Consider the following 21156-nt stretch of genomic DNA (forward strand, 5'->3'; position numbering starts at 1 on the left):
ATATCCGCTGCAAACCTATATTCAGCAGTTGGTTGTTAACATCCCGGTCGGCACAAACCTCACGCCTGAACAATATAAAAAGCTGTCTGAGTTATCCAACAGGACACTCAATGCCGCCAAGGTCTTTATAGCCATGGTGCCGATGCTTATCGTGTATCCATTTTTGCAAAAATATTTCGTATCCGGAATAATGCTGGGAGCTGTGAAGGAATAACAGGAATGAAAATCCCCTCTGGCGTTTATCGAATTAATGAGAGCTTGAATTGATGACAATTCCCTCAATGGATAGATAAACCATTGAACTAACGGATAACGATAGCGTAATGCATACAGAGAAACGGCAACCAGCGTAATGGCTGTCGTTTTACGAGGGCAGGTTAGTTATAATCACTAGAATTTGAGTAGTTCGTAAAAAAGCTATATGAGAGTCTTTACAAGAAGGAGTGATGCTGTATCGAATGGATTCAACTGGAGTTTTTCGCAGGCCATCCCTTCGGATACATGAAATTGCGTTATCAGCCCGACGGTATGATGGAGTACACTTGCGACGGAGAGGACTTGCCGTACGCCCTTCCGAACGGACACCGATGGATGGCCTCCAAGCGAGTCTACCAAAATCTTGCAAAGGTTATTCTTTCCCGCCCGTGGGAGCAGGAAGTTGATACGCGTCTGGAGCAAGGGATGGTGTGCGATGGATGGACGGATACACTTACTTGGTCGATTAAGGGGATAACGGAAAAGCAAACCTTTGTTATCGGCGAGGGGCCTGCCGGTCTGCTCAAAATTAAGGAGCGGATTCAGCGATTTGCGAAGGAGGCGGAGAAGAACTATCCTAACCATCGCCTAAAAGAGTACTAGCTTGTTGAGCTAACGAGGAACTATAGCTTAATTAACAAAAGGGCTGCCGCGTGGCAGCCCTTTGCTCAACTGACGGGCAGGATAACTTAACAAACTAAAGAGATACCCCTCCAATTTCCATAAATGTGAACGAAACATTCTCTAAAACAAAACGTCTATATAACGCATCTAGAAAAAGGGGAATATGGAATGAAAAGTCGAATCATAATAGTTATTTCGGTAGTATTGGTAGCAACTGCAATTGCATTGACTAGCGCACAGCGTACCAATGAGAAAGTTACGAAAGCTGAGAATGATCAAGTAGCTGCTTTTCAAAGAGAAGTACATCCAGTTGTTGAAGGTGTTGTTGAAAGGTATTTTCTTAAAGAAAATCAAAGCAGTGAGAAAATGACAGATGCAGATCGATTGAAATATATGGAACAATTAGATTGGTACTGGGACAATGACAATCTTCAGGTAGTATTTGTGGTACTTAAAGAAGATGCGGAAGAAATGAAAGCTATTCGTAAAGAATTGGAAGAAAAGCTTGGTGCAAAAGTGAAGTTCGTTAAATCTAGAATCTCTCAAACAACTTTAGAAATGAGTGAAATGAGTAACGAAGTATCAAAATTTATCTTCTATACAATTAAGCCAAAAGATATGTTCTACACATCTGGTTACTTTGTTGATAAGCAAAGTATTGAAGTTGAAGGTGCTTTTACTGATGAGCAAGTTCAAGCTATATATGCTAAGTTCGATAAGAAGCTTGTACATGTAACGAAAGTTGCTCCAAGAGGAGATGGCGGACCAACAGCATTTTAACAATGGATTATCCCAAAGAATCATCAGATTTGATCGCTGTGAAAGTAAATCAAGCACGGCTAAGCTAACGGAGAACTATAGTTCAAACATCTTTGAATCGCAGCGATAACGCCAAGTCTAAGAAAGGAAACGGTAATGTATATATGCGTTGTTTGTGGATATGATCAACTTACCAAGCCGCAATTTCTTGAATCAGGTGCTCCCAATTACAATATTTGTTCTTGTTGCGGCTTTCAATCGGGATACGATGATTTACTTCGAAGAAAAACTATAGAAACCTATAGAGATGAATGGATTATTGAGGGAGCAATTTGGTTTATTAAAAAGAAAAGACCAATCGAATGGAATTTAAATGAACAACTAATGAATATAGGTATATGTAGAGTGGATTAAGCTAAAGGAGAACTATAGCTTAATTAACAAAAGGGCTTCCGCGTGGCAGCCCTTTACTCCGCTAACGGGCAGGATAGTTTAATCCGACTCACGAATATGTAACACATTTAAGGTGCTTGCGAAGTTCGAAAAATATCGTTAGCTGAAACTTCTGAAAGTGCAAGATCAAATCCAATATGGGAGTCGAATCAATATGTTTCTTATTTTTTGTTCAGATCCGATGAATAAAAATGCAGTTGACTTTGATTATGAGATGGAATATTCCATTGCTAAATCACTGGGGTTTTCTGTCATGTTGATTTGTCTTGAAGAGTTATTGGAAGGCAATACTGACAAGTCCATAAGTAAGATTAATGCAGTTGAATCTCATGAATCAGCTCTATATAGAGGCTGGATGATGAAGCCTAAGAACTATGAAAACTTATACAACGGATTACAAAAGAAGAATATAATTCTCATCAACAATCCTGATGAATATAAGAATGGTCATTGGTTTCCAAATTCTTATAATAAGATTAAAGACTTTACCCCTTATAGCAATTGGATTCATATTGAAAACCTAAATAATGATTTCGATCAAATCCAAAGTAATCTGTCTGAGTTTGGGAACAAGCCGATTATCATAAAGGACTATGTGAAATCTAGGAAACACGAATGGAACGAATCATTTTTCATACCTGATGCTTCGGATAGAAATCATGCAACCATTGTAATCAAGAACTTCATTGATCGACAAGGTGAACACATTAATGAAGGTATAGTATTTAGAGAGTTTGTGAATCTTGAAAGAATATCTATACATTCCAAGAGTCAGATACCACTCTCAAAGGAATATAGGTTGTTTTATTTCCAAAAACAATTTCTTCTTCAATTAGATTATTGGGAAGATATACATTACGATGATGAGAAACCTGATTTAACGATCTTCAATCGTCTTGCTCAGAATATTGGAAGTAACTTTTTTACGATGGACATCGGAAAGACAGATTCTGGGGACTGGATAATTATTGAAATTGGAGATGGGCAAGTATCTGGCTTACCAATTGATTCAAACATTCTGGGATTTTATATATCCATTAAAGAGCGTACGAGGTGATTCAGGGAGGGCAGAAGCTTCAGCTAACACCATATTCACGCTTTGGGTAAAGTTCCATCTGATAATAAATCGTTTATCTACCTATTAATCTAAATTACTTAGTAGCCAGAAAGGGAAACGCTAGTTCCGTTTCTTTTGGTACCGCCTAGTATAAATCTTAATGGAAGCAGTGGTTGTCACTGCTTCTTTGTTATATGCCCACAAAAATCAATTGCTCATTTCTGAAACAAAAATAAGCACACATTTTAACAGTTAATTCAAATTTCATAGTCCACTTTATATATTACGATCTATTTTCTTTAGTATCCATGTCGTGCGCAAGCTGAGAAAATGGAAGAAAGGTCAGTTTACATACCTCAAGAATAACAAGGAGGAATTTGTATGCCGAGAATAGTTATGTGTTTTCCGGGAGGACGTCACAAAGCGCTTACCATGAGCTACGATGACGGCAAAATTGCCGATAAACGGCTTGTGGATATTTTCAATCGCAATGGGATTAAGGGTACTTTTCATATCAATTCGGGATTGCTTGCTAATCCAGATCGCGTGAAGGAACATGAAATCAAGTCCCTTTACGAAGGGCATGAGGTATCGGTACATACCTTGACCCATCCGACAATGGCGCGATGTCCGAATGAGCTCATCGTCCAAGAAGTGATTGAAGACCGGAAGAATCTGGAACGCATCATGGGTTGTACTGTGCGAGGGATGTCATACCCGAATAATTCATACAACCGCAGAGTACAAGGAATATTGCCCGGGCTTGGCATCGAATATGCTAGAAAGGTCCCAGGCTTCGGACAATTCGGTATGCCGGATGATTGGTTGGAATGGGAGCCAACTTGTCATCATAATCAAGATTTAATGAAGTATGCTGAGAAGTTTGTCAGTTTGAACCACACGCAGTATCTATATCTCATGTATATTTGGGGGCACAGCTATGAGTTCGATCACGATAACAATTGGGATCTGATGGAGTCATTCTGTGCCTATGCAGGGGGAAGAGAGGAAATCTGGTATGCCACAAACTTGGAGATTATTGATTATGTCAAATCGTATGAACAACTAAAATTCTCAGCTTCACTGGAATTCGTCTACAACCCGACAGCACTAAGCATTTGTCTAAGCGTCGACGGACAAATCGTGGAAGTGAAAAGCGGGGAGCAAAGGACGCTGTAAATATAATGAAGGGAGAGACGGATTGCATTCGTTATCTCCTTTTTTCGGTTTCTCCCCCTCAATATTCCAAATATTTCCTTGCTGGCCTTAAAGGTTTTGTGCACAATGTAAATTAGAATGCTTTGCTTCTTATTGAGGAGGAAACACGATTGATGAACCTGCTTCAGCAGTACAGATCCCGCAAGTTTTTTTGGCGGATGGTATGGACGAATATGCTTCTTGTCATTTTGTTCCTCTTGTTTTTTTGTTCGGCTGTGTACGTCTATTCACGTACGACAACCCTGGAGCTGCAGCAGGATGCGAATCGTAAAGTATTGAACCAGGTTGCGTACAATATTGATAGTTTGAACGATATGGCCAAGACGTTAGCAATTTCCTCTTTCAACGACCGAGATCTAACTTCATTAATGAACTCTCAAGAATTTGAAGTTTTCCAATTATACAATAAACTGAACAAGCTAGAGCAAATTGCTTCCTCGAATTTATTTATCAATTCCATTACCGTGTACAATGCTCTCAATAACTGCACGTATTCTTCCTCTGCAACCAACACGGTTCAGTGTGGATTGCAGAATGAAAGCACGCTTAAGAGGTACTTACGCGAGCATCCTGATGTGCCTAAACTTACGTTTATTCCTTTTGTGGATCAGGTAGGGGGATTAGTACGAAACGGATTTGCGTATTTAATGTATGGGTCGATCGGCAGCTATACAGGCAACGAAAGTGTATTAATGATTCAAGTAAAGCCGGAGTGGCTGTTTGATAATATCAAAACGATTAACGAGCTGGCGAATAATTCGCTGGGCACAGTTTTTTTAATGGATGATCAGGGACATGTCATCGAAACGTCGAATCAAATCGTGCCAGGTGAGAACAGTCGTCCTGAACTGATGCGAAAGCTGCTTTCTGCCACAGATTCTTCAGGTTACTTTGTTACCAAAAGTGGTGCGGAGAAACAAATTGTTACCTACATGTCTTCGAAAGCGAATCAGTGGAAAGTTGTCAGTATACAGCCTTACGATCAAGTGTTTAGCAAGATCAATCAAATTGGTAAATTTTCGTTGTTGGCTTTATTGGCTATTATTATTTTGTCTTTGATTATTTCTCCTTTCTTCTTCGTTCAGACCTATAAACCAATGAGCCGATTACTAAATGAATTAAAGCGCTTACCTACTCGTGAGTCAGATTCCCGTAAGCAGGATCACGATGAGCTGAAGTTTTTATCTTCCGTATATGCCAATATGCAGGATAGCATGAGTAGACTAATGGCCAAGAGCTCAGTGAACCAGCAGGTGTTGTATGATTATTTTATTCGGCAGTGGGCGACAGATAGCGCCAATATATCCGAGGAGCAGATCAGCCAGTATACGCAAGGGCAGCTCTGGATTGCAGCGAAGCCGTACCTGTTCGTCATGTTCAAAATAGATGATTACGCATCATTCAATTTTCACCATACGGACGCCGAACGAAAGCTAATTCGATTTGCGATTGCTAATATTTCTAAAGAAATCATTGGGGATCGTTACGTGAATCAAACCGTCGATATGATGCATGATCATCTTCTCCTGTTAATTCAGCTGCCAGACGATTATGAACTTAATCAAAGAGCAGATATGGCTATCATGTTGGATAAAATCAAAGGAATACAACGATTAATTTTCAGTTATTACAAAGTATCATTAACGGCAATTGTAAGTGAACCCCTTACGCATTTTCAGGCTATGACAACACAGTATCAACAAGTACAACGTCATGCCCAGCTGAGGTCCATCTTAGGGAAAATGTCTGTTATTACACCAGAGATGTATGAACAACAGAGAAAAACGCAGATGGATGAGCTTATTCCAATGGAAACGTGCAAAAAATTAGGGGAAAGTATAAAAAGCAATCAGGAAGAGTTCATACAGCAGCATTTGAAGGAGATTTTCGATTCTATTGCGACTTGCCATTGCGAAGATCTGGATACAGCGGTGATGCAGCTGTTCATGTATCTTAAAGAAACCTTGCGAGAGCTGAATTTGGTCAGATCTCAACCTTTAACGATAGATTTTAATATATATTCGCGCCGTATTTGGGAACAGGAAACGTTGGCGGACATGCAGCTTATTATGCTGCACATGCTTCAAGAGTTAATTCAGGAGCGGGAGAGCGGCAAGAAAGAAAAACCGGAATTTCTCATTGGCGCTGTTAAAGAAATGGTTGAGCAAAATTATACGGATCCCAATCTTAGCTTACAGTCCATAGCAGATACCTTTAAAATGTCTTCCGGTTATCTGGGGCGTTATTTCCGCAGTAAAGAAGCGATGTCTGTAGCCGATTATGTAAACCAGGTAAGGTTAAATCATTCGCTGCAGCTCCTTGAACATTCGGAAGATAGTATTGTAGAGATTATTCGCAAGGTTGGATTCAATAACGAGAGTAACTTTTTCAAACTATTTAAAAAGAAAATTGGTGTAACGCCTAACGAATTCCGAATGAGCCGCAGCTTATAAAAGCGTAATGCGTCAAGCCGTTGATTAGCGAATAGCTGATTTAGCGGCTTTTTTGCTAAAAAATCGTGCAGCTGTCGCACTATTTTACAGTAGATTCAAAAATGACAGTCCGGATTATGTAGTCAAACGTACAGTTTCCTCAGTATCTATTCCCTATTTAATGCGAGAAGATAAGAGCAGCAGGGGGCCAGAACTAGAGGAGGTGATGATTGAAATGAATTGGCTTGGTTGGACACGGAAAGAGTGGAAACACATGGTACGCAATCGGGAATTATTTTTTCTTTCCTTTCCAGCTGTACTTTTTAAACTGATATTTAATTACCTCCCGCTGGTAGGGCTCGTGATTGCTTTTAAAAAATACAATTACGCACAAGGCATGTGGGGGAGCGATTGGGTAGGCTTAAAAAATTTTGAATTCTTCTTTACATCAAGTAATGCTTTTCGGATTACTCGCAACACAATTTTGTATAATGGCTCTTTTATTGTCTTAACAACTGTCATTGCGGTGTCCCTTGCTATTCTGATGAATGAGATCAATCGGAAATGGCTGAAAATACATCAAACGATTATGTTTTTACCGTACTTTTTATCGTGGGTTGTCGTCAGCTATATTACGATTGGTTTCTTGGAAAATAAGCATGGATTTCTGAATCAATTGCTTGGCTTCTTCGGAATAAACCCGATTAATTGGTACCAAGATCCCGTTTATTGGCCTGTCATCATTGTACTAGTTTACTTATGGAAATCAGTAGGTTTTTCAGCGCTCATCTATTATGCCGGCATATTGGGTATTGAACCCAGCTACTACGATGCGGCCAAAATAGACGGGGCTACCAAGCTGCAGTTGATCCGTCACATTACGGTTCCGTTATTGACACCGCTTATTATTATCTTATTTATCGTAGCAGTTGGCGGCATCTTCCGTGCAGATTTTGGCTTGTTTTATTTCGTACCCAATGACGTTAGCTTCCTATACCCTGTGACGGATGTTATCGACACCTACGTGTATCGCTCTTTGCGCGTCTTAGGTGACTTGGGGATGTCAACGGCAGTCGGCTTGTACCAATCCATTGTGGGGTTCGTTCTAGTGCTTACTGCAAATTATATTACTGGCAAAATTAATAAGGACCATGCTTTATGGTAAGGAGGTCTACATGAATACGGTAAGCAGACCTATTCGGGGCACACAGGTAGTCATACATACCTTTTTTATTCTGATGTCGATTGCGATTCTAATCCCGCTTCTTCTGGTTATCGCGATATCGTTAACCGATGAGAAGGATTTGCTTGCTTCCGGATATCAACTGATCCCGAAGAACATCGACTTCCTGGCTTATACCATCATTCTGAAGAGTCCAGCTCAGATGCTGCGAGCCTATGGCGTGACAGTAAGCGTTACTGTAATCGGGACCATCGTCGGTCTCTTACTGACGACCATGGCTGCCTTTTCCATCTCCCGCAAGGATTATCGCTATCGACGGGTAACAACGCTGTTTATCTTTTTCACCATGCTGTTTAATGGCGGGCTTGTTCCGTTTTACATCTTGGTCACCCAATATCTACACTTGAACGATACGATTTGGGCGCTTATTATTCCCTATCTAATCAGCCCGTTCTATGTTTTAATCATGAAAGGGTTCCTGGAAAAGATTCCGCACGAAATCTTCGAATCGGCCAAAATCGACGGTTCAAGTGAATGGCGAATTTATTGGACAATTGTTCTTCCGTTATCAAAGCCAGCTTTAGCGACAGTAGGGTTATTTATCTCTTTTGTGTACTGGAACGATTGGTGGCTCAGTCTTTTATTCATTAATGAACCGCATTTAGTTCCCTTGCAGCTGCTGTTGTATCGAATTATGAGCATGATTGATTTTCTTACTAACAATGTGGATCTCGTGAATGTCAGCATTGACATCTCGCAGTTCCCAACCTTATCGGCGCGCATGGCAATGGCTGTACTAGCGGCTGGCCCGATGATGATTGTCTTTCCATTCTTTCAACGTTATTTCATTGCTGGCTTAACGGTTGGCTCTATTAAAAGCTAGTTGAAAAGGCTTACAAATAGAAGGAGGTCCTATATCTATGAAAATGAGAAAACCATTTACCGTTCTAACGGCAACGTTCTGTACACTTACCTTGCTTGTGGCTTGCAGCTCGACAAAAGATGCAGCAGTCAGCCCGAGTGCAGCTACAGCGACAACAGCAGCAACAGCTACGAAAGCACCTGAATTAAAGCCGGTTGAGCTTGTCTGGTATTTGTCCGCATCCACAGTACCTGCTGATCTTAAAACCGTTGAAGAAGCTGCAAACAAAATCATTAAAGAGAAAATTAATGCAACAGTAAAGCTGATGCCGATTGCATCCAGCGACTATACACAAAAGATGAATACGGTTGTTGCCTCCGGTGAAAAAGCAGACATTATGTGGACTTCGAATTGGAACTTCGATTATGTGCAAAATCAATCCAAAGGCGCATTCCTGGCGCTGGATGATCTGCTCAATAAATACGGTCCTGAATTGAAGAAAAGCATGCCGCAGTTTGTATGGGATGCGACGAAAATCGGCGGAAAGATTTACGCGATTCCGAATTATCAAACCGTTACAAATAAAGAAGGCTTCTTTATCCAAAAACGATTTGTCGATCAATATAAGCTTGATTTAACGAAAATCAAAAAAGTGTCCGACATTGAAGCGATGTTTGAACAAGTCAAAGCTGGCGAAAAAGCAGAATTCGTCTATGCGACGGATCGTGGCGGCAGTTTCGGAAATATGCCAAGATCGTTTAATATGGAGCCGATCGTTTCTGGTATGGCTTACATCAATATCAATAACCCGGATAAAGTCGTAAATATTTATGAGACCGCCGAATTCAAACAGTATATGGACATGATGCGTAATTGGTATTTGAAAGGCTATATCAATCAGGATGCCGCAACACTGAAATCCAAAACTGATCTGCAAAAAACCGGCAAATCCGTGTTCGGATTCCACAACGTATTGAAGCCAGGCGGTGAACTTGAGCGGAAAGCACAAAACGGCAACAACGATATCGTCTTCGCTCCGATTACTGATGCCTACGCAGGAACGAACACCATCATCACAACGATGCAAGCGATTAATGCGAAGTCGGCTAACCCAGATCGCGCTATGATGTTGATCAACTTAGTGAATACGGATAAAGCGCTCTATAATCTTCTCGTTTATGGTGTGGAAGGCAAACATTACACGAAAAATGCTGACGGTACTTTAAAATTAATCAAAGATAGCGGCTATGGTTTGGCGGATTGGACGATTGGCAATGTATTCAACGATTATCCAGTTGAAGGTAAAGATCCTAAAATTGCCGAAGAGACGAAGCTGTTAAACGAAACAGCGAAGCCATCTCCGATTATGGGCTTTAAATTCCAAACTGCGCCGGTTGCAGCGGAAATTGCTAACGTCACTTCCCTTGGCGACGAGTATGGCCCTGGATTCAATACAGGTGCAGTAGACATGAAAGATAAATATCCAGAGTTTCTTGAAAAATTGAAGAAAGCGGGAATCGACAAGATCGTTGCTGAGGTTCAAAAACAGCTGGATGAGTGGAAGAAAACGAAATAAGTAATTCCTACTACGTGACAGCATGACGGATTCTGATCTCTAGGAAATTTCCTTTGAGTTATCAGGATCCGTTTGTTGTTGGAAGGGTGGTGGTGAAGGAGAACATAAGGGGTTGGATGAAGTTTAAAGTTCAGCATGGACAAAGATTGTGAATGAGAGGATGTGTCTCAATGAAGAAAAAGGCAAGCTTGAAAATCATACTAATGACAGCATTAGTATCGACATTTCTTCCGCTGAATGCTGCAGAAGCAGCAGGTAGTACGTATTTTGTATCACCGACAGGAAGTGATGCTAACCCGGGAACACTGGCTTCCCCGTTCCAAACGATTCAGAAATGTGCGAATGTAGCAACGGCGGGTGACACGTGTGAGATCCGAGGAGGAACGTACCGAGAGACGGTCACGCCACTCAATTCGGGAACCTCGAGTAATCCGATCGTGTTTCGGAACTATAACGATGAGCGAGCGATTATTAGCGGTACAGAGCTGCTAAGCGGATGGACGTTAGAATCTGGGGCTATGTACTATGCGAGCATGAACTGGGACCTTGCCGATAAGAACCAATTATTTGCCAGTGGCACGATGATGACGGAGGCGAGATGGCCGAATAATGTCGGCACGCTATTTCAGCCGACGCTTGCTGATGCGCAGTCAGGGACAAATCGAACAACCATCGTAAATGCGTCCATACCTGGAGGAGACGGTTTCTGGAACGGCGCGACAATTTGGAGTGCTTCAGGTGCAGCCTGGCAGGCCAAAACGAGTCGAGTCACGAACTATGTGGCTTCATCGAAGCAGCTGACCGTAACGCCATTCAGTACGTACACAAGCGCGAACTATGATATAAAAGCGGGTAACACCTTTTTCATGTCAGGTATTAAAGGCGCGTTGGATACTGGAAAGGAATGGTGGTATGACAGTGTGAATGACCGCATGTATTTTAATGCGCCAGGCAATGTGAATCCATCCACATTAACGGTGGAGGCGAAGAAACGGGAAGTTGCGGTGAATTTATCAAGTCGTTCCTACATCGAATTAGATGGATTTGAAATTTTTGGTGCAACGATTACGACAAATGACACCTCTGAGCATAACTTGCTCAAGGGGATTAAGGGCTCTTATATTTCTCACTCTGATTTATCGGACTGGGACTTGGCCTACACCTATCAAGCGGACTATGGCATCTTAATCAAGGGGACTGATAACGAAATCAGAGACTCCGAGCTTGCCTTTAGTTCTGCAGCTCTTATCAATGTTAGAGGAACGGGCAACCGTGTCATCAATAACTATGTTCATGATGGTAATTATCATGGCAATGGGACAGCTTTTGGACTCATCCAAGCCTCCGGTGAGGGCCATTTGATTAGTCATAATACCGCTCATGATGGCGGTCGGGATATCATAACACTTACCAACATAAGCAAAAGCGTAGTTCAATACAATAATTTGTATAATGGCGGTTGGTTGACAAAGGATTTAGGATTGTTGTACGCGGCAAATACCGACGGTAAGAATACGGTCATCAGCCACAACTGGCTGCATGATAATAAGACGAACGGGGCAAGCGACGGCTTATATTTGGACAATAATGTGAGCAATTTCATCGTTCATCATAACGTCGTATGGAACATTCCAGGCGGTGACGGTTTCCGGATTAATACGCCAAGTAATTATATTTTAATGTATCACAATACGGCGTATAACAACGGCGGGTTACGCAACTGGGGATCAGGCTTCAACTGGGATATGTTCGGCAACCGGTTCTTCAATAATATTTTCACAGATCCTCTACAAGTTCAAGCAAATGCAGTTTCAGGGAATAACATTGTTCCTTCGGTTAACCCGTTATTCGTCAATGCAGCAAGCAACGATTTCAAGCTGCAAAGCAGTTCGCCAGCGATTAATAATGGTGTCGTGCTGCCAGGCATCAATAATGGTTATGTTGGCACGGCTCCTGATTCAGGCGCCTATGAATACGGTGCGGCGGCTTGGACGCCAGGGCATAACTTCAGCAGTCCACCTAACCCAACGATGTATCAAGTCGATACACCTTATATGAATCGGGTCGAAAACGGCACCTTCGAAACAGGCAATTTGAATGGGTGGACGCAGACGGGAACGAGCACCAAGTCGGTCAATCTGGACAATGCTTGGCAGACCGAAAGTAAAAATTCACGCAATCAATACTATGCGGCGAAAATTCAAGGAAATGGCGGCGGCATCGAACAGACGATTACCGGCTTACAGCCGAATTCCAGCTACACCTTTAAAGGATGGGCGAAGCGATCATCAACGAATGAAACTGTGGTATTAGGGGTCAAAAATTTCAACGGCTCCAGCGTTGTAAGTAACGCATTTAGCGGGGGCGCATCGACTTGGCTGCAGAACACACTCGTATTTACAACAGGCGCCAGTCAAACTTCAGCGACTATCTATGTAGAGAAACCAGCAGGTACGGGAACCGTCTATGTTGATGATCTGGGTGTACAATTTGTATCCGTTGGCGTAGCCGATTCACAACCGCCTACGGCACCTACGAATTTGTCTTCTCCGTCAAATAGTCCTACGGATGTCGGATATAGCGTCGATTTAACGTGGACAGCATCAACAGATAATGTTGGCGTCACGGAGTATTTTGTGTACAGGAACGGCACCTTGTATGGCTCTACAACAGGCACATCAATGTTCGTCCATTGGGTCGCTTACAATGCAACGCACAGTTTCTATGTCGTTGCCAAGGATGCGGCTAACAATGTGTCACCGGCAAGCTCGACCATTTATGTGACGGTTGGCGGACCGGTCTCGGATTCCACGCCACCAACAACGCCAACTGCGCTGACTTCTCCGTCGAAGACAGAAACGACAGCGAATCTCACATGGTCGGCTTCAACAGATAATATTGCCGTCACGGGATATGAGATCTTTAAAGACGGTGTCCTTACAGGATCTACGACGGGGGCAACGAGTTATACAGTTACCGGGCTAATACCAGGGACGACATACAGCTTTACAGTTAAGGCTAGAGATAGCGCTGGCAATCGTTCATCAGCGAGTTCCGCCGTAAACGTGACAACGACGACAGATACTACGGCACCTTCAACACCAAGCAGTTTGACTTCCCCTTCGAAGACCGATACAACCGTGAATTTATCGTGGGCCACTTCTACGGATAATATTGGGGTGACTGGCTATGACATTTTCAAAGGTGGTGTCCTAGCAGGTTCGACCACGGGGGCTACCACATATACAGTAACTGGGCTTACCGCATCGACGGCATACAGCTTTACGGTCAAGGCGAAGGATGCGGTAGGAAATTCATCCGCAGCGTCTAGTACGCTGAGCGTCACTACGTATGCAACCCCAGTTGGCATTCCTAGTCCATGGCTAACGCAGGATATCGGCAGCGTAGGCATCGCAGGTAATGCTGCCTACGGCTCAGGTAATTTCGTCTTAGATGGTTCCGGTGCTGACATTGGCGGTACATCTGATGAATTCCGTTTTGTTTATCAAACGTTAAGCGGAAATGGGGAACTCGTGGCGAAGGTCTCAGCTGTCGAGAATACGAACACTAATGCGAAAGCAGGCATTATGATGCGGGAGAGTCTGGCAGCGAACTCGGCACAGGTGACACTCGCATTGAATCCAACGGCAGGAGCCAAGCTGCTTAAGCGCTCTTCCAGCGGCGGTTCTATCTCCGTAACGACGGGGCCTTCCACAGCTGTTGCTCCCTACTGGGTAAAGCTGACTCGCACCGGGCTTACGGTAGCAGGCTTTGTATCTGACGATGGCACCACATGGACGCAAGTAGGCTCTAATCAAACGATGAGCAACTTTAAATCAGATCTTGTCGTTGGTCTTGCAGTTACGAGCAAGGATGACACCCAGTTAAATACATCAACCTTCAGCGATGTGAGCTTATCTGGTGCAGGCGGAGGAGGAAGTGATACGTCAGCGCCGACAGCACCAACAGGGCTAAGTTCACCTTCCAAGACCGACACTACGGTGGATCTGTCCTGGACAGCATCTACGGACAATGTCGGAGTAACCGGTTATGAGATTTACAAAGGCGGCGTACTTGCAGGCACAACAACCGGTGCCACGACGTATACAGTGACAGGATTGACGGCGAGTACGGCATATGCCTTCACGGTGAAAGCGAAAGATGCGGCAGGGAACACATCAACCGCAAGCTCGACGCTAAATGTCACAACGAATGCGCCTTCTGCGGGATTGCCAAGTCCATGGCTCACACAGGATATTGGGAGTGTAGGGTTAACGGGGAGCGGAACACATGCGAGCGGCACATTTACTTTAGATGGTTCCGGCGCGGATATTGGCGGCAATTCGGATGAATTCCGCTTTGTCTACCAGAGCTTCAGTGGCAATGGCGAAATCATCGCGAAAGTGTCATCAGTTGAGAATACCAACGTTAACGCAAAAGCAGGGATAATGGTGCGCGAAAGCCTTGCGGCTAATGCGGCGCAGGTCACATTGGCACTTACGCCGACGGCTGGAGCCAAATTAGTTAAGCGCTCGACAGCAGGCAACTCTGCCTCTACAACGAATGGTCTGTCTACAGCACTTGCACCGTATTGGGTGAAGCTAACTCGGTCAGGCACGACCATTGCCGGCTTCGTATCCAGTGACGGCACGACATGGACACAAGTGGGAACGAATCAAACGTTAAGCTCCTTCCCAACGGATTTTTATGTAGGGCTTGTTGTAACCAGCAAAGATGATACACAACTAAATACCTCGACATTCACCAATGTGTCCGTAACGCCGTAGCTTAACGAAGCCTTGGAATCCTAGAAACAAGGATATCCAGGGCTTCATTATTTATCAGCACGATTTCACAGCTAAGCAACATATGACAGTCGGAATATGACGGTCATTCTGCGAACATGACAGTAGCCCTGGATCGCACAGTTATTAATAATGAAAGAGTGAGCAATGACTACACAAGAAGAGGAGCGCTTAGTCATGAGTACCGAAAAGCTAAGAGAAGAACGCGAGCAAAGAACGAAGTGGTTTTTGCATGATCGATTTGGCATGTTCATCCATTGGGGATTGTATGCGATTCCGGCAAGAGGGGAATGGGTGCAAAGTGTGGAACGAATGGATGCTGAGACGTATCAGACATATTTCGATCAGTTCGATCCTATGAATTACGACCCTAAAGCTTGGGCGAAAGCGGCCAAAGACGCAGGGATGAAATATGCGGTACTTACGGCGAAGCACCATGATGGATTCTGTTTGTTCGATAGTGAACTGACAAGCTTTAAGGCAACGAATACGAAAGCTCGCCGAGATCTCGTTCGGGAGTTTCTGGATGCTTTTCGTGAGGAAGGGTTAGCCGTCGGCTTATATTATTCCTTATTGGACTGGCATCATGAAGATTACCCCGCTTACGGCGATTGGCATCATCCAATGAGAGATAATGAGCTTTTTAAGGACAAAAATCATGATCTTTCTAACTACGTCACGTATATGCATCGGCAAATTCGCGAGTTGCTGACCAATTACGGGAAGCTCGATATCATGTGGTTTGATTTTTCCTATGATAACATGAAGGGCGAAACGTGGAGAGCGACGGAATTGATGCAAATGGTACGGTCGATCCAACCAGATATTATAGTCGATGACCGATTGGAAATTTTACAAGCCCATGGCAGCAGCATTAAAACAGGGGAACTTTCGATCTGCTCTGGGGACTTTTCCTCGCCGGAACAATTTATTCCTCCGGAAGGTATTGTGGATGCGACTGGACGCTCTGTGCCCTGGGAGGCTTGCTTCACTTTGAATAACAATTGGGGCTACCATGCAGGAGATTTGATGTATAAGTCCACGAAGCTTCTAATTCGCAGGCTGGTGGAATGTGTCAGTAAGAACGGCAATATGCTCTTAAATGTTGGGCCAACGGCGAAGGGGGAATTCCCTTTGAAGACGCTACAAGTGTTGAAAGAAATGGGCGAATGGATGCACGCCAACGGCGATAGCATTTATGGTTGTGGTATTGCCGCGTATCCGAAACCAGAATGGGGGCGTTATACGCAGAAGGGGAATAAGCTATACGCACATATTTTGGAGGAAAGCTTAGGTCGTCTTCATCTCAAAGGGATGGCTGGTAAAATCAAACGCGCGCGATTTGTTGCCGATCATTCCGAACTGCGGTTAAGCGTGCCCTGGAATGCGGCGGAATTTCCCGAGGATGTGTTTATCGCCTTCGGAAATCCTGGTCACTATACGTACCCTTTGCCGGATGAGAGAGATACGGTTGTGGAATTGGAGCTATTCGGGGAAAAAGAAGTTGAAGGCTGATACTGTTCAACTAATTCATAAAGCCAAGGAAGGAATTCACCTATGGGCATTGAGCAGCTGGAACAGTTTCAAATCTATTTGCACGATGTGAAGGATCAATTGAAGCAGCATGTGTACCAGCGGTCTATGACCGCTTTTGCGCGTGGGGATGCAGTCAGAGACGCCATTCAGTGTGCTGCTGATTTAGAAGCGCATAATCGGAAAATGAGGGAGTCGTTCTTGTCCGCACTTGGCGGCTTGCCGCCGAATCTCCCACTTCGCACGCAGTTAACTGGGATCGTAGACTGTGCGGGTTATTCCATCGAAAAAATCATTATAGAGCCGCGCCCGAATCATTATGTCACGACGAATTTATATATCCCGAAAGACGCGTCTGCTACTACGCCACGAGGCGCAGTTCTGTTCCTATGCGGACACTCCGAAAAAGGGAAATCGGATGACGAGTATCAGATTGTTTGCCAGACGTTGGTGAAGCGTGGCCTTATTGTGCTGGCTGTTGATCCGATAGGTCAGGGAGAGCGATTTAGTTATTATGAGCCTGAGCTGGGGTACAGTACTGTAAAATGGGGCACTACCGAGCATGATTATGCAGGTGCGCAATGCTGGCCGCTTGGCGACTCCATTGCTCGTTATTTTTTGCATGATATCCGACGTGCGATTGATTATTTAGTTGCCAGGCCTGAAGTTGATGCGAGCCGTATTGGTGTAACGGGTAACTCTGGTGGAGGGCTCCAAACAACGCTAGCCATGCTGTGTGATTCGCGAATTGCCGCTGCCGCACCAGCTACGTTTATTATGAATCGGGCGTCTTACTTGTTCACCGGTCAGGCACAGGATGCTGAACAAATCTGGATGGGCATGTCAGCGCTGGGCTTCGATCATGAAGATTTGCTGCTGGCCATGGCTCCCCGTCCCGTGCTTGTTTTGGCTGTAGAGTATGATTTTTTCCCAATCGAGGGTACACGGCGAACGGTAGAGCGAGCTCAGCGCTTTTGGCGCATGTACGGTGTAGAAGCGGGGCTTCAACTTATCGAGGAAAAGACCGTGCACAGCTATTCGCCTCAGATGGCAGAAGCAGCAGCGGCGTTCTTTGCTCTTCATTTAGGGGGAACCGAGGCGGCTAGTGCTCCGGTAGAAGTACTTCCTTCCCAGCTGCTGCAATGTACGGAACACGCGCAGGTTCGCGGGGAGTTCGTTAATGCGAAGCGGGTGTATGAGGAGAATATTGAGCGACTGCGGTTGTTGGAGGAAGCTCGGCATCAAGTTGGATCAGCGGAGCAGGTTAAGTTGGCTAAACAATGGCTGCACAAGGTCGTATATGCAGATCGGAAGCTTACCGATCTAAATCCGCGCTATCAGCCGTTGGGTCCAATGGAGCGGCAGGGCGAGCTTGTTGTGCAAAGCTGGCTGTGGTGGAGTCAGGAGCACGTGTATAATCACGGCTTGGTGTTTCGTTCGGCGATGCAGGCTGGAGGCGTTGACGATCTCCCCGTAACCTTAGCGATTTGGGAAGGTGGAGCAGCCCAATTACACGATCACTTGGACTGGATTACAGCAACGTGTGCGCTTGGAAGAAGGGTTATGGTGCTTGATGTCACGGGAGCTGGGAAGCTTACGCCGAACCCGATCAATACGAAACCGCTTCATGAGCCATATGGCACCTTGCATAAGTTGACTACAGATTTGTTTTGGTTAAATGATAGCCTGGCGGCCATCAGAATCTTTGATACATTACAAGCGATGAACATGGTAAAGCGCTTGATGAAGGGCAGTCAGCATGCCGTCAAGATGTACACTTACGGGAACTATAGTCTGTATGCGCAGCTTGCGCATTTTCTGTTGGATAACCAGTCGATTCTGCTGGAAGTTGAGAACGGCACGAAGAGTGTGAGTGACTGGGTGCGCTCCCTGTATTACGACACGCATGCGCAAATGGAATTGATTGTGCCTGGGATGTTGAAAGTGATGGACCTGCCTGACCTTCAGCAATGGATGGAGTAGAGGAGGGGTGAACGAAGTGGCCGATATGCAATGGAATGATTGTTATGTCCACATAAATGAATCGCTAGTTGTCATTGGAAATACGCAGATTGAACGCAGATGGTCGATGACCAACGGAAGACCTGTGAGTATATCGATTTTGGATAAAATAAATCAAGAAGAATGGCTTGTGGATAAGCCCAAGAAACCCATGTTTCAGTTCCCTTGGCTGTCGAATTCTGCGATGCCCAGCCGTATTTCCATAAGTTCATTGGTGGCTAACGATGCGGGGATATCCAAGTCGTACTTGCAAACGGACATAGATATGCAATTTGATGCGATTGGAAGCATGATTCGTTTAACCATTAAGATTTACCCTGGGGTTGCTTTTATCCGCCATGACGTGTCTGTGCTTCCCCAACCGATTGCAGCAAGCGTAGAAGGAAAAACGGAAATCTATACTTGGGCAGACGCACCAATAACTGGCGAGATAAATATGGCTGTACCCTCACTTCAACTGGATGATAACAATTCGCATAGTAGTAAGGATGCTTGCGTCGATTATAATGATTACTTAGAACTAAGCGATCTTCACTGCCGCTGGGAAGTCATTCGTTTCTACGACCAGACCGACACCAATAATAATTTAGTGAGCAAAGACTCCGGCTTATTGTATGTGAACGAAAATCGCAGCATGCGAGGGAATGTTCTTTTGCTTAGAAAAATGTTGAGGAAACGCGGCTTGATCGTTATAAAAGAAGGACCGACGCCGCAAGGGGATCTGCAGCAAGCTTGCAGCGATTATCACTTTCGAGGTGTGGGGCTTACTGTCCAAGGCACTGGTTTGGAGCAAGATGACTTCGTTTCTCAGGATACGATGACTTCGTATGGTACGACAGTAGGTGTCTATGATGGCAGCCAGCTCGGCGGGTATCAACTTCTTAATAGCTATCATCGGCAGTTAATGGAATTTAAGCCGGAACGAGACAGTTTCTTTATGAGCAATACCTGGGGAGATCGTTCCAAAGATGGTGCAGTAAGCGAAGCCTTTCTATTAAAAGAGCTTCAAGTGGCATCTCAGCTTGGCCTAACTATCCTGCAAATTGATGACGGCTGGCAAAAGGGGACGACGAGCAATTCCATCCATGCTACCAAAATGGGCGGGGGACGTTGGAGCGATTATTACAGTGGCGCGGGGGACTTTTGGGAGGTACATCCGGAAAGGTTTCCGAGGGGGTTGTCGCCCATTGTTGAACGCGCGGGGCAGCTCGGCATTCGAGTCGGTTTGTGGTACTCACCCGATGCAGCAAGGGATTACGCCAATTGGGAAAAGGATATTCAAACCTTACTGCACCTGCACAGCAAATATCATGTTTGCACCTTTAAGCTAGATGGCATAGAACTACGATCAAAATTAGGATCAACGCGGTTGTTGGCCATCATGCGCCATGTGTTTGAGAAGAGCGATGGTCGTATTGATTTCAATCTGGATACGACCGCACAGAAACGATTGGGTTATTTCGGTCAAACGCAATACGGCAATTTATTTCTTGAAAATCGGTATACGGACTGGACGAACTATTACCCGCACTGGACATTGCGCAATCTCTGGATGCTGACGCCATACTTGCCCGCAGCCAAATTGCAAATGGAATTTCTAAACGTGAATCGCAATGTGGCGCTTTATGATGCGGATCCGCTAGCTCCGTCCCAATGCGGGCAAGTCTATGTATTTGCCGTTGTTGCCTTCACCAATCCGTTAGCTTGGATGGAGCTTTCTAGCTTAGATGCATTGCAAACGGATAGTCTATCTACCGTAATACATGCAGTTAAGCCTCATCATGGCGCGATTCTGGCGGGCCATGTACTTCCCATTGGCGAAGAGCCTTCGGGTACAGGATGGACGGGGCTTCAGAGTATGACGACCAGTTCAAAAGGATATTTATTGATTATTAGAGAGCGGAATGATCAAGCTACCTATTCGATGAACCTTTGGGGGACGCGGCAATCCGAAGAGCAAAGCTACCCGGATTTGCTGCTGAGGGAATTGGTACGCATGGATGAGAAGGATGTTGTACACATAGAGCAAGATCAAAACCTGATTGTATATAAACCAAGTAAGCGAGGCGAGTATACGTTCTCTCGTCCTGTGCCCTTCTCTTTTGCAATCTATCAGTATGAGTTTAAGTAGTGCTTCCATTGGAAGCACTTTTTTCGTTATGGCGAACTGCCTATGTATTATTTTCTTCTATACAAAAGACATTGAACGGAATGCCACGTACTCCACGTCCCAAGTTACTCAGATCAGTATTAATATAAGCCAAATGCAAAAGCCAATTGATCATCACTAGCTGATCAACCGGCTTTTTTGCTTTTATAAATGCGGCTGTCGCACTTATTAACAGTTGATTCAAAAATGACAGTCCGGAATATGTAG

12 protein-coding genes and 1 pseudogene are annotated in these 21156 nt (G+C 44.5%); all 13 read left to right on the forward strand.

What is annotated here, in order from left to right; translation table 11 throughout:
- Positions 1 to 214, forward strand: a pseudogene (locus AC58QO_RS00005) (carbohydrate ABC transporter permease); the annotation flags it as partial.
- Positions 215 to 501: 287 nt separating this feature from the next.
- A complete protein-coding gene (locus tag AC58QO_RS00010) occupies positions 502 to 858 on the forward strand; it encodes a hypothetical protein (RefSeq protein ID WP_497262859.1) in 357 nt (118 codons plus the stop codon).
- A 189-nt stretch (positions 859 to 1047) separates the two neighbouring features.
- Positions 1048 to 1659 (forward strand): hypothetical protein, encoded by a 612-nt coding sequence (locus tag AC58QO_RS00015; protein WP_497262861.1) that lies wholly within the window; start codon positions 1048 to 1050, stop codon positions 1657 to 1659.
- Between the two features lie 586 nt (positions 1660 to 2245).
- Positions 2246 to 3148, forward strand: coding sequence for an ATP-grasp domain-containing protein (locus tag AC58QO_RS00020; protein ID WP_497262863.1), 903 nt, complete (start codon positions 2246 to 2248; stop codon positions 3146 to 3148).
- Positions 3149 to 3529: 381 nt separating this feature from the next.
- Entirely contained in the window at positions 3530 to 4327 is a 798-nt protein-coding gene (locus AC58QO_RS00025; RefSeq protein WP_497262865.1) for a polysaccharide deacetylase family protein, read from the forward strand.
- A 152-nt stretch (positions 4328 to 4479) separates the two neighbouring features.
- Entirely contained in the window at positions 4480 to 6819 is a 2340-nt protein-coding gene (locus AC58QO_RS00030) for a helix-turn-helix domain-containing protein (protein WP_497264339.1), read from the forward strand.
- A gap of 214 nt (positions 6820 to 7033) precedes the next feature.
- Positions 7034 to 7963 carry an ABC transporter permease gene (locus AC58QO_RS00035; protein ID WP_497262867.1) on the forward strand — a complete coding sequence of 310 codons (930 nt, stop codon included), beginning with the start codon at positions 7034 to 7036 and terminating at the stop codon, positions 7961 to 7963.
- 10 nt (positions 7964 to 7973) lie between these two features.
- Positions 7974 to 8864, forward strand: coding sequence for a carbohydrate ABC transporter permease (locus AC58QO_RS00040; protein ID WP_497262869.1), 891 nt, complete (start codon positions 7974 to 7976; stop codon positions 8862 to 8864).
- Between the two features lie 37 nt (positions 8865 to 8901).
- Entirely contained in the window at positions 8902 to 10419 is a 1518-nt protein-coding gene (locus AC58QO_RS00045) for an ABC transporter substrate-binding protein (protein WP_497262871.1), read from the forward strand.
- Between the two features lie 170 nt (positions 10420 to 10589).
- Positions 10590 to 15206 carry a fibronectin type III domain-containing protein gene (locus AC58QO_RS00050; RefSeq protein WP_497262873.1) on the forward strand — a complete coding sequence of 1539 codons (4617 nt, stop codon included), beginning with the start codon at positions 10590 to 10592 and terminating at the stop codon, positions 15204 to 15206.
- Between the two features lie 165 nt (positions 15207 to 15371).
- On the forward strand, positions 15372 to 16739 hold the full coding sequence (locus tag AC58QO_RS00055; RefSeq protein WP_497262875.1) for an alpha-L-fucosidase: 1368 nt from the start codon (positions 15372 to 15374) through the stop codon (positions 16737 to 16739).
- A gap of 42 nt (positions 16740 to 16781) precedes the next feature.
- A complete protein-coding gene (locus AC58QO_RS00060; RefSeq protein ID WP_497262877.1) occupies positions 16782 to 18740 on the forward strand; it encodes an alpha/beta hydrolase family protein in 1959 nt (652 codons plus the stop codon).
- 16 nt (positions 18741 to 18756) lie between these two features.
- A complete protein-coding gene (locus AC58QO_RS00065; RefSeq protein WP_497262878.1) occupies positions 18757 to 20910 on the forward strand; it encodes an alpha-galactosidase in 2154 nt (717 codons plus the stop codon).
- Positions 20911 to 21156: the final 246 nt, after the last annotated feature.

The sequence above is a fragment of the Paenibacillus sp. J31R30 genome (assembly GCF_059692115.1).

Coding starts and splice junctions, on each gene's coding strand:
- AC58QO_RS00010 (WP_497262859.1), top strand. CDS start 502: ATGAAATTGCGTTATCAGCCCGACGGTATGATGGAGTACACTTGCGAC.
- AC58QO_RS00015 (WP_497262861.1), top strand. CDS start 1,048: ATGAAAAGTCGAATCATAATAGTTATTTCGGTAGTATTGGTAGCAACT.
- AC58QO_RS00020 (WP_497262863.1), top strand. CDS start 2,246: ATGTTTCTTATTTTTTGTTCAGATCCGATGAATAAAAATGCAGTTGAC.
- AC58QO_RS00025 (WP_497262865.1), top strand. CDS start 3,530: ATGCCGAGAATAGTTATGTGTTTTCCGGGAGGACGTCACAAAGCGCTT.
- AC58QO_RS00030 (WP_497264339.1), top strand. CDS start 4,480: ATGAACCTGCTTCAGCAGTACAGATCCCGCAAGTTTTTTTGGCGGATG.
- AC58QO_RS00035 (WP_497262867.1), top strand. CDS start 7,034: ATGAATTGGCTTGGTTGGACACGGAAAGAGTGGAAACACATGGTACGC.
- AC58QO_RS00040 (WP_497262869.1), top strand. CDS start 7,974: ATGAATACGGTAAGCAGACCTATTCGGGGCACACAGGTAGTCATACAT.
- AC58QO_RS00045 (WP_497262871.1), top strand. CDS start 8,902: ATGAAAATGAGAAAACCATTTACCGTTCTAACGGCAACGTTCTGTACA.
- AC58QO_RS00050 (WP_497262873.1), top strand. CDS start 10,590: ATGAAGAAAAAGGCAAGCTTGAAAATCATACTAATGACAGCATTAGTA.
- AC58QO_RS00055 (WP_497262875.1), top strand. CDS start 15,372: ATGACTACACAAGAAGAGGAGCGCTTAGTCATGAGTACCGAAAAGCTA.
- AC58QO_RS00060 (WP_497262877.1), top strand. CDS start 16,782: ATGGGCATTGAGCAGCTGGAACAGTTTCAAATCTATTTGCACGATGTG.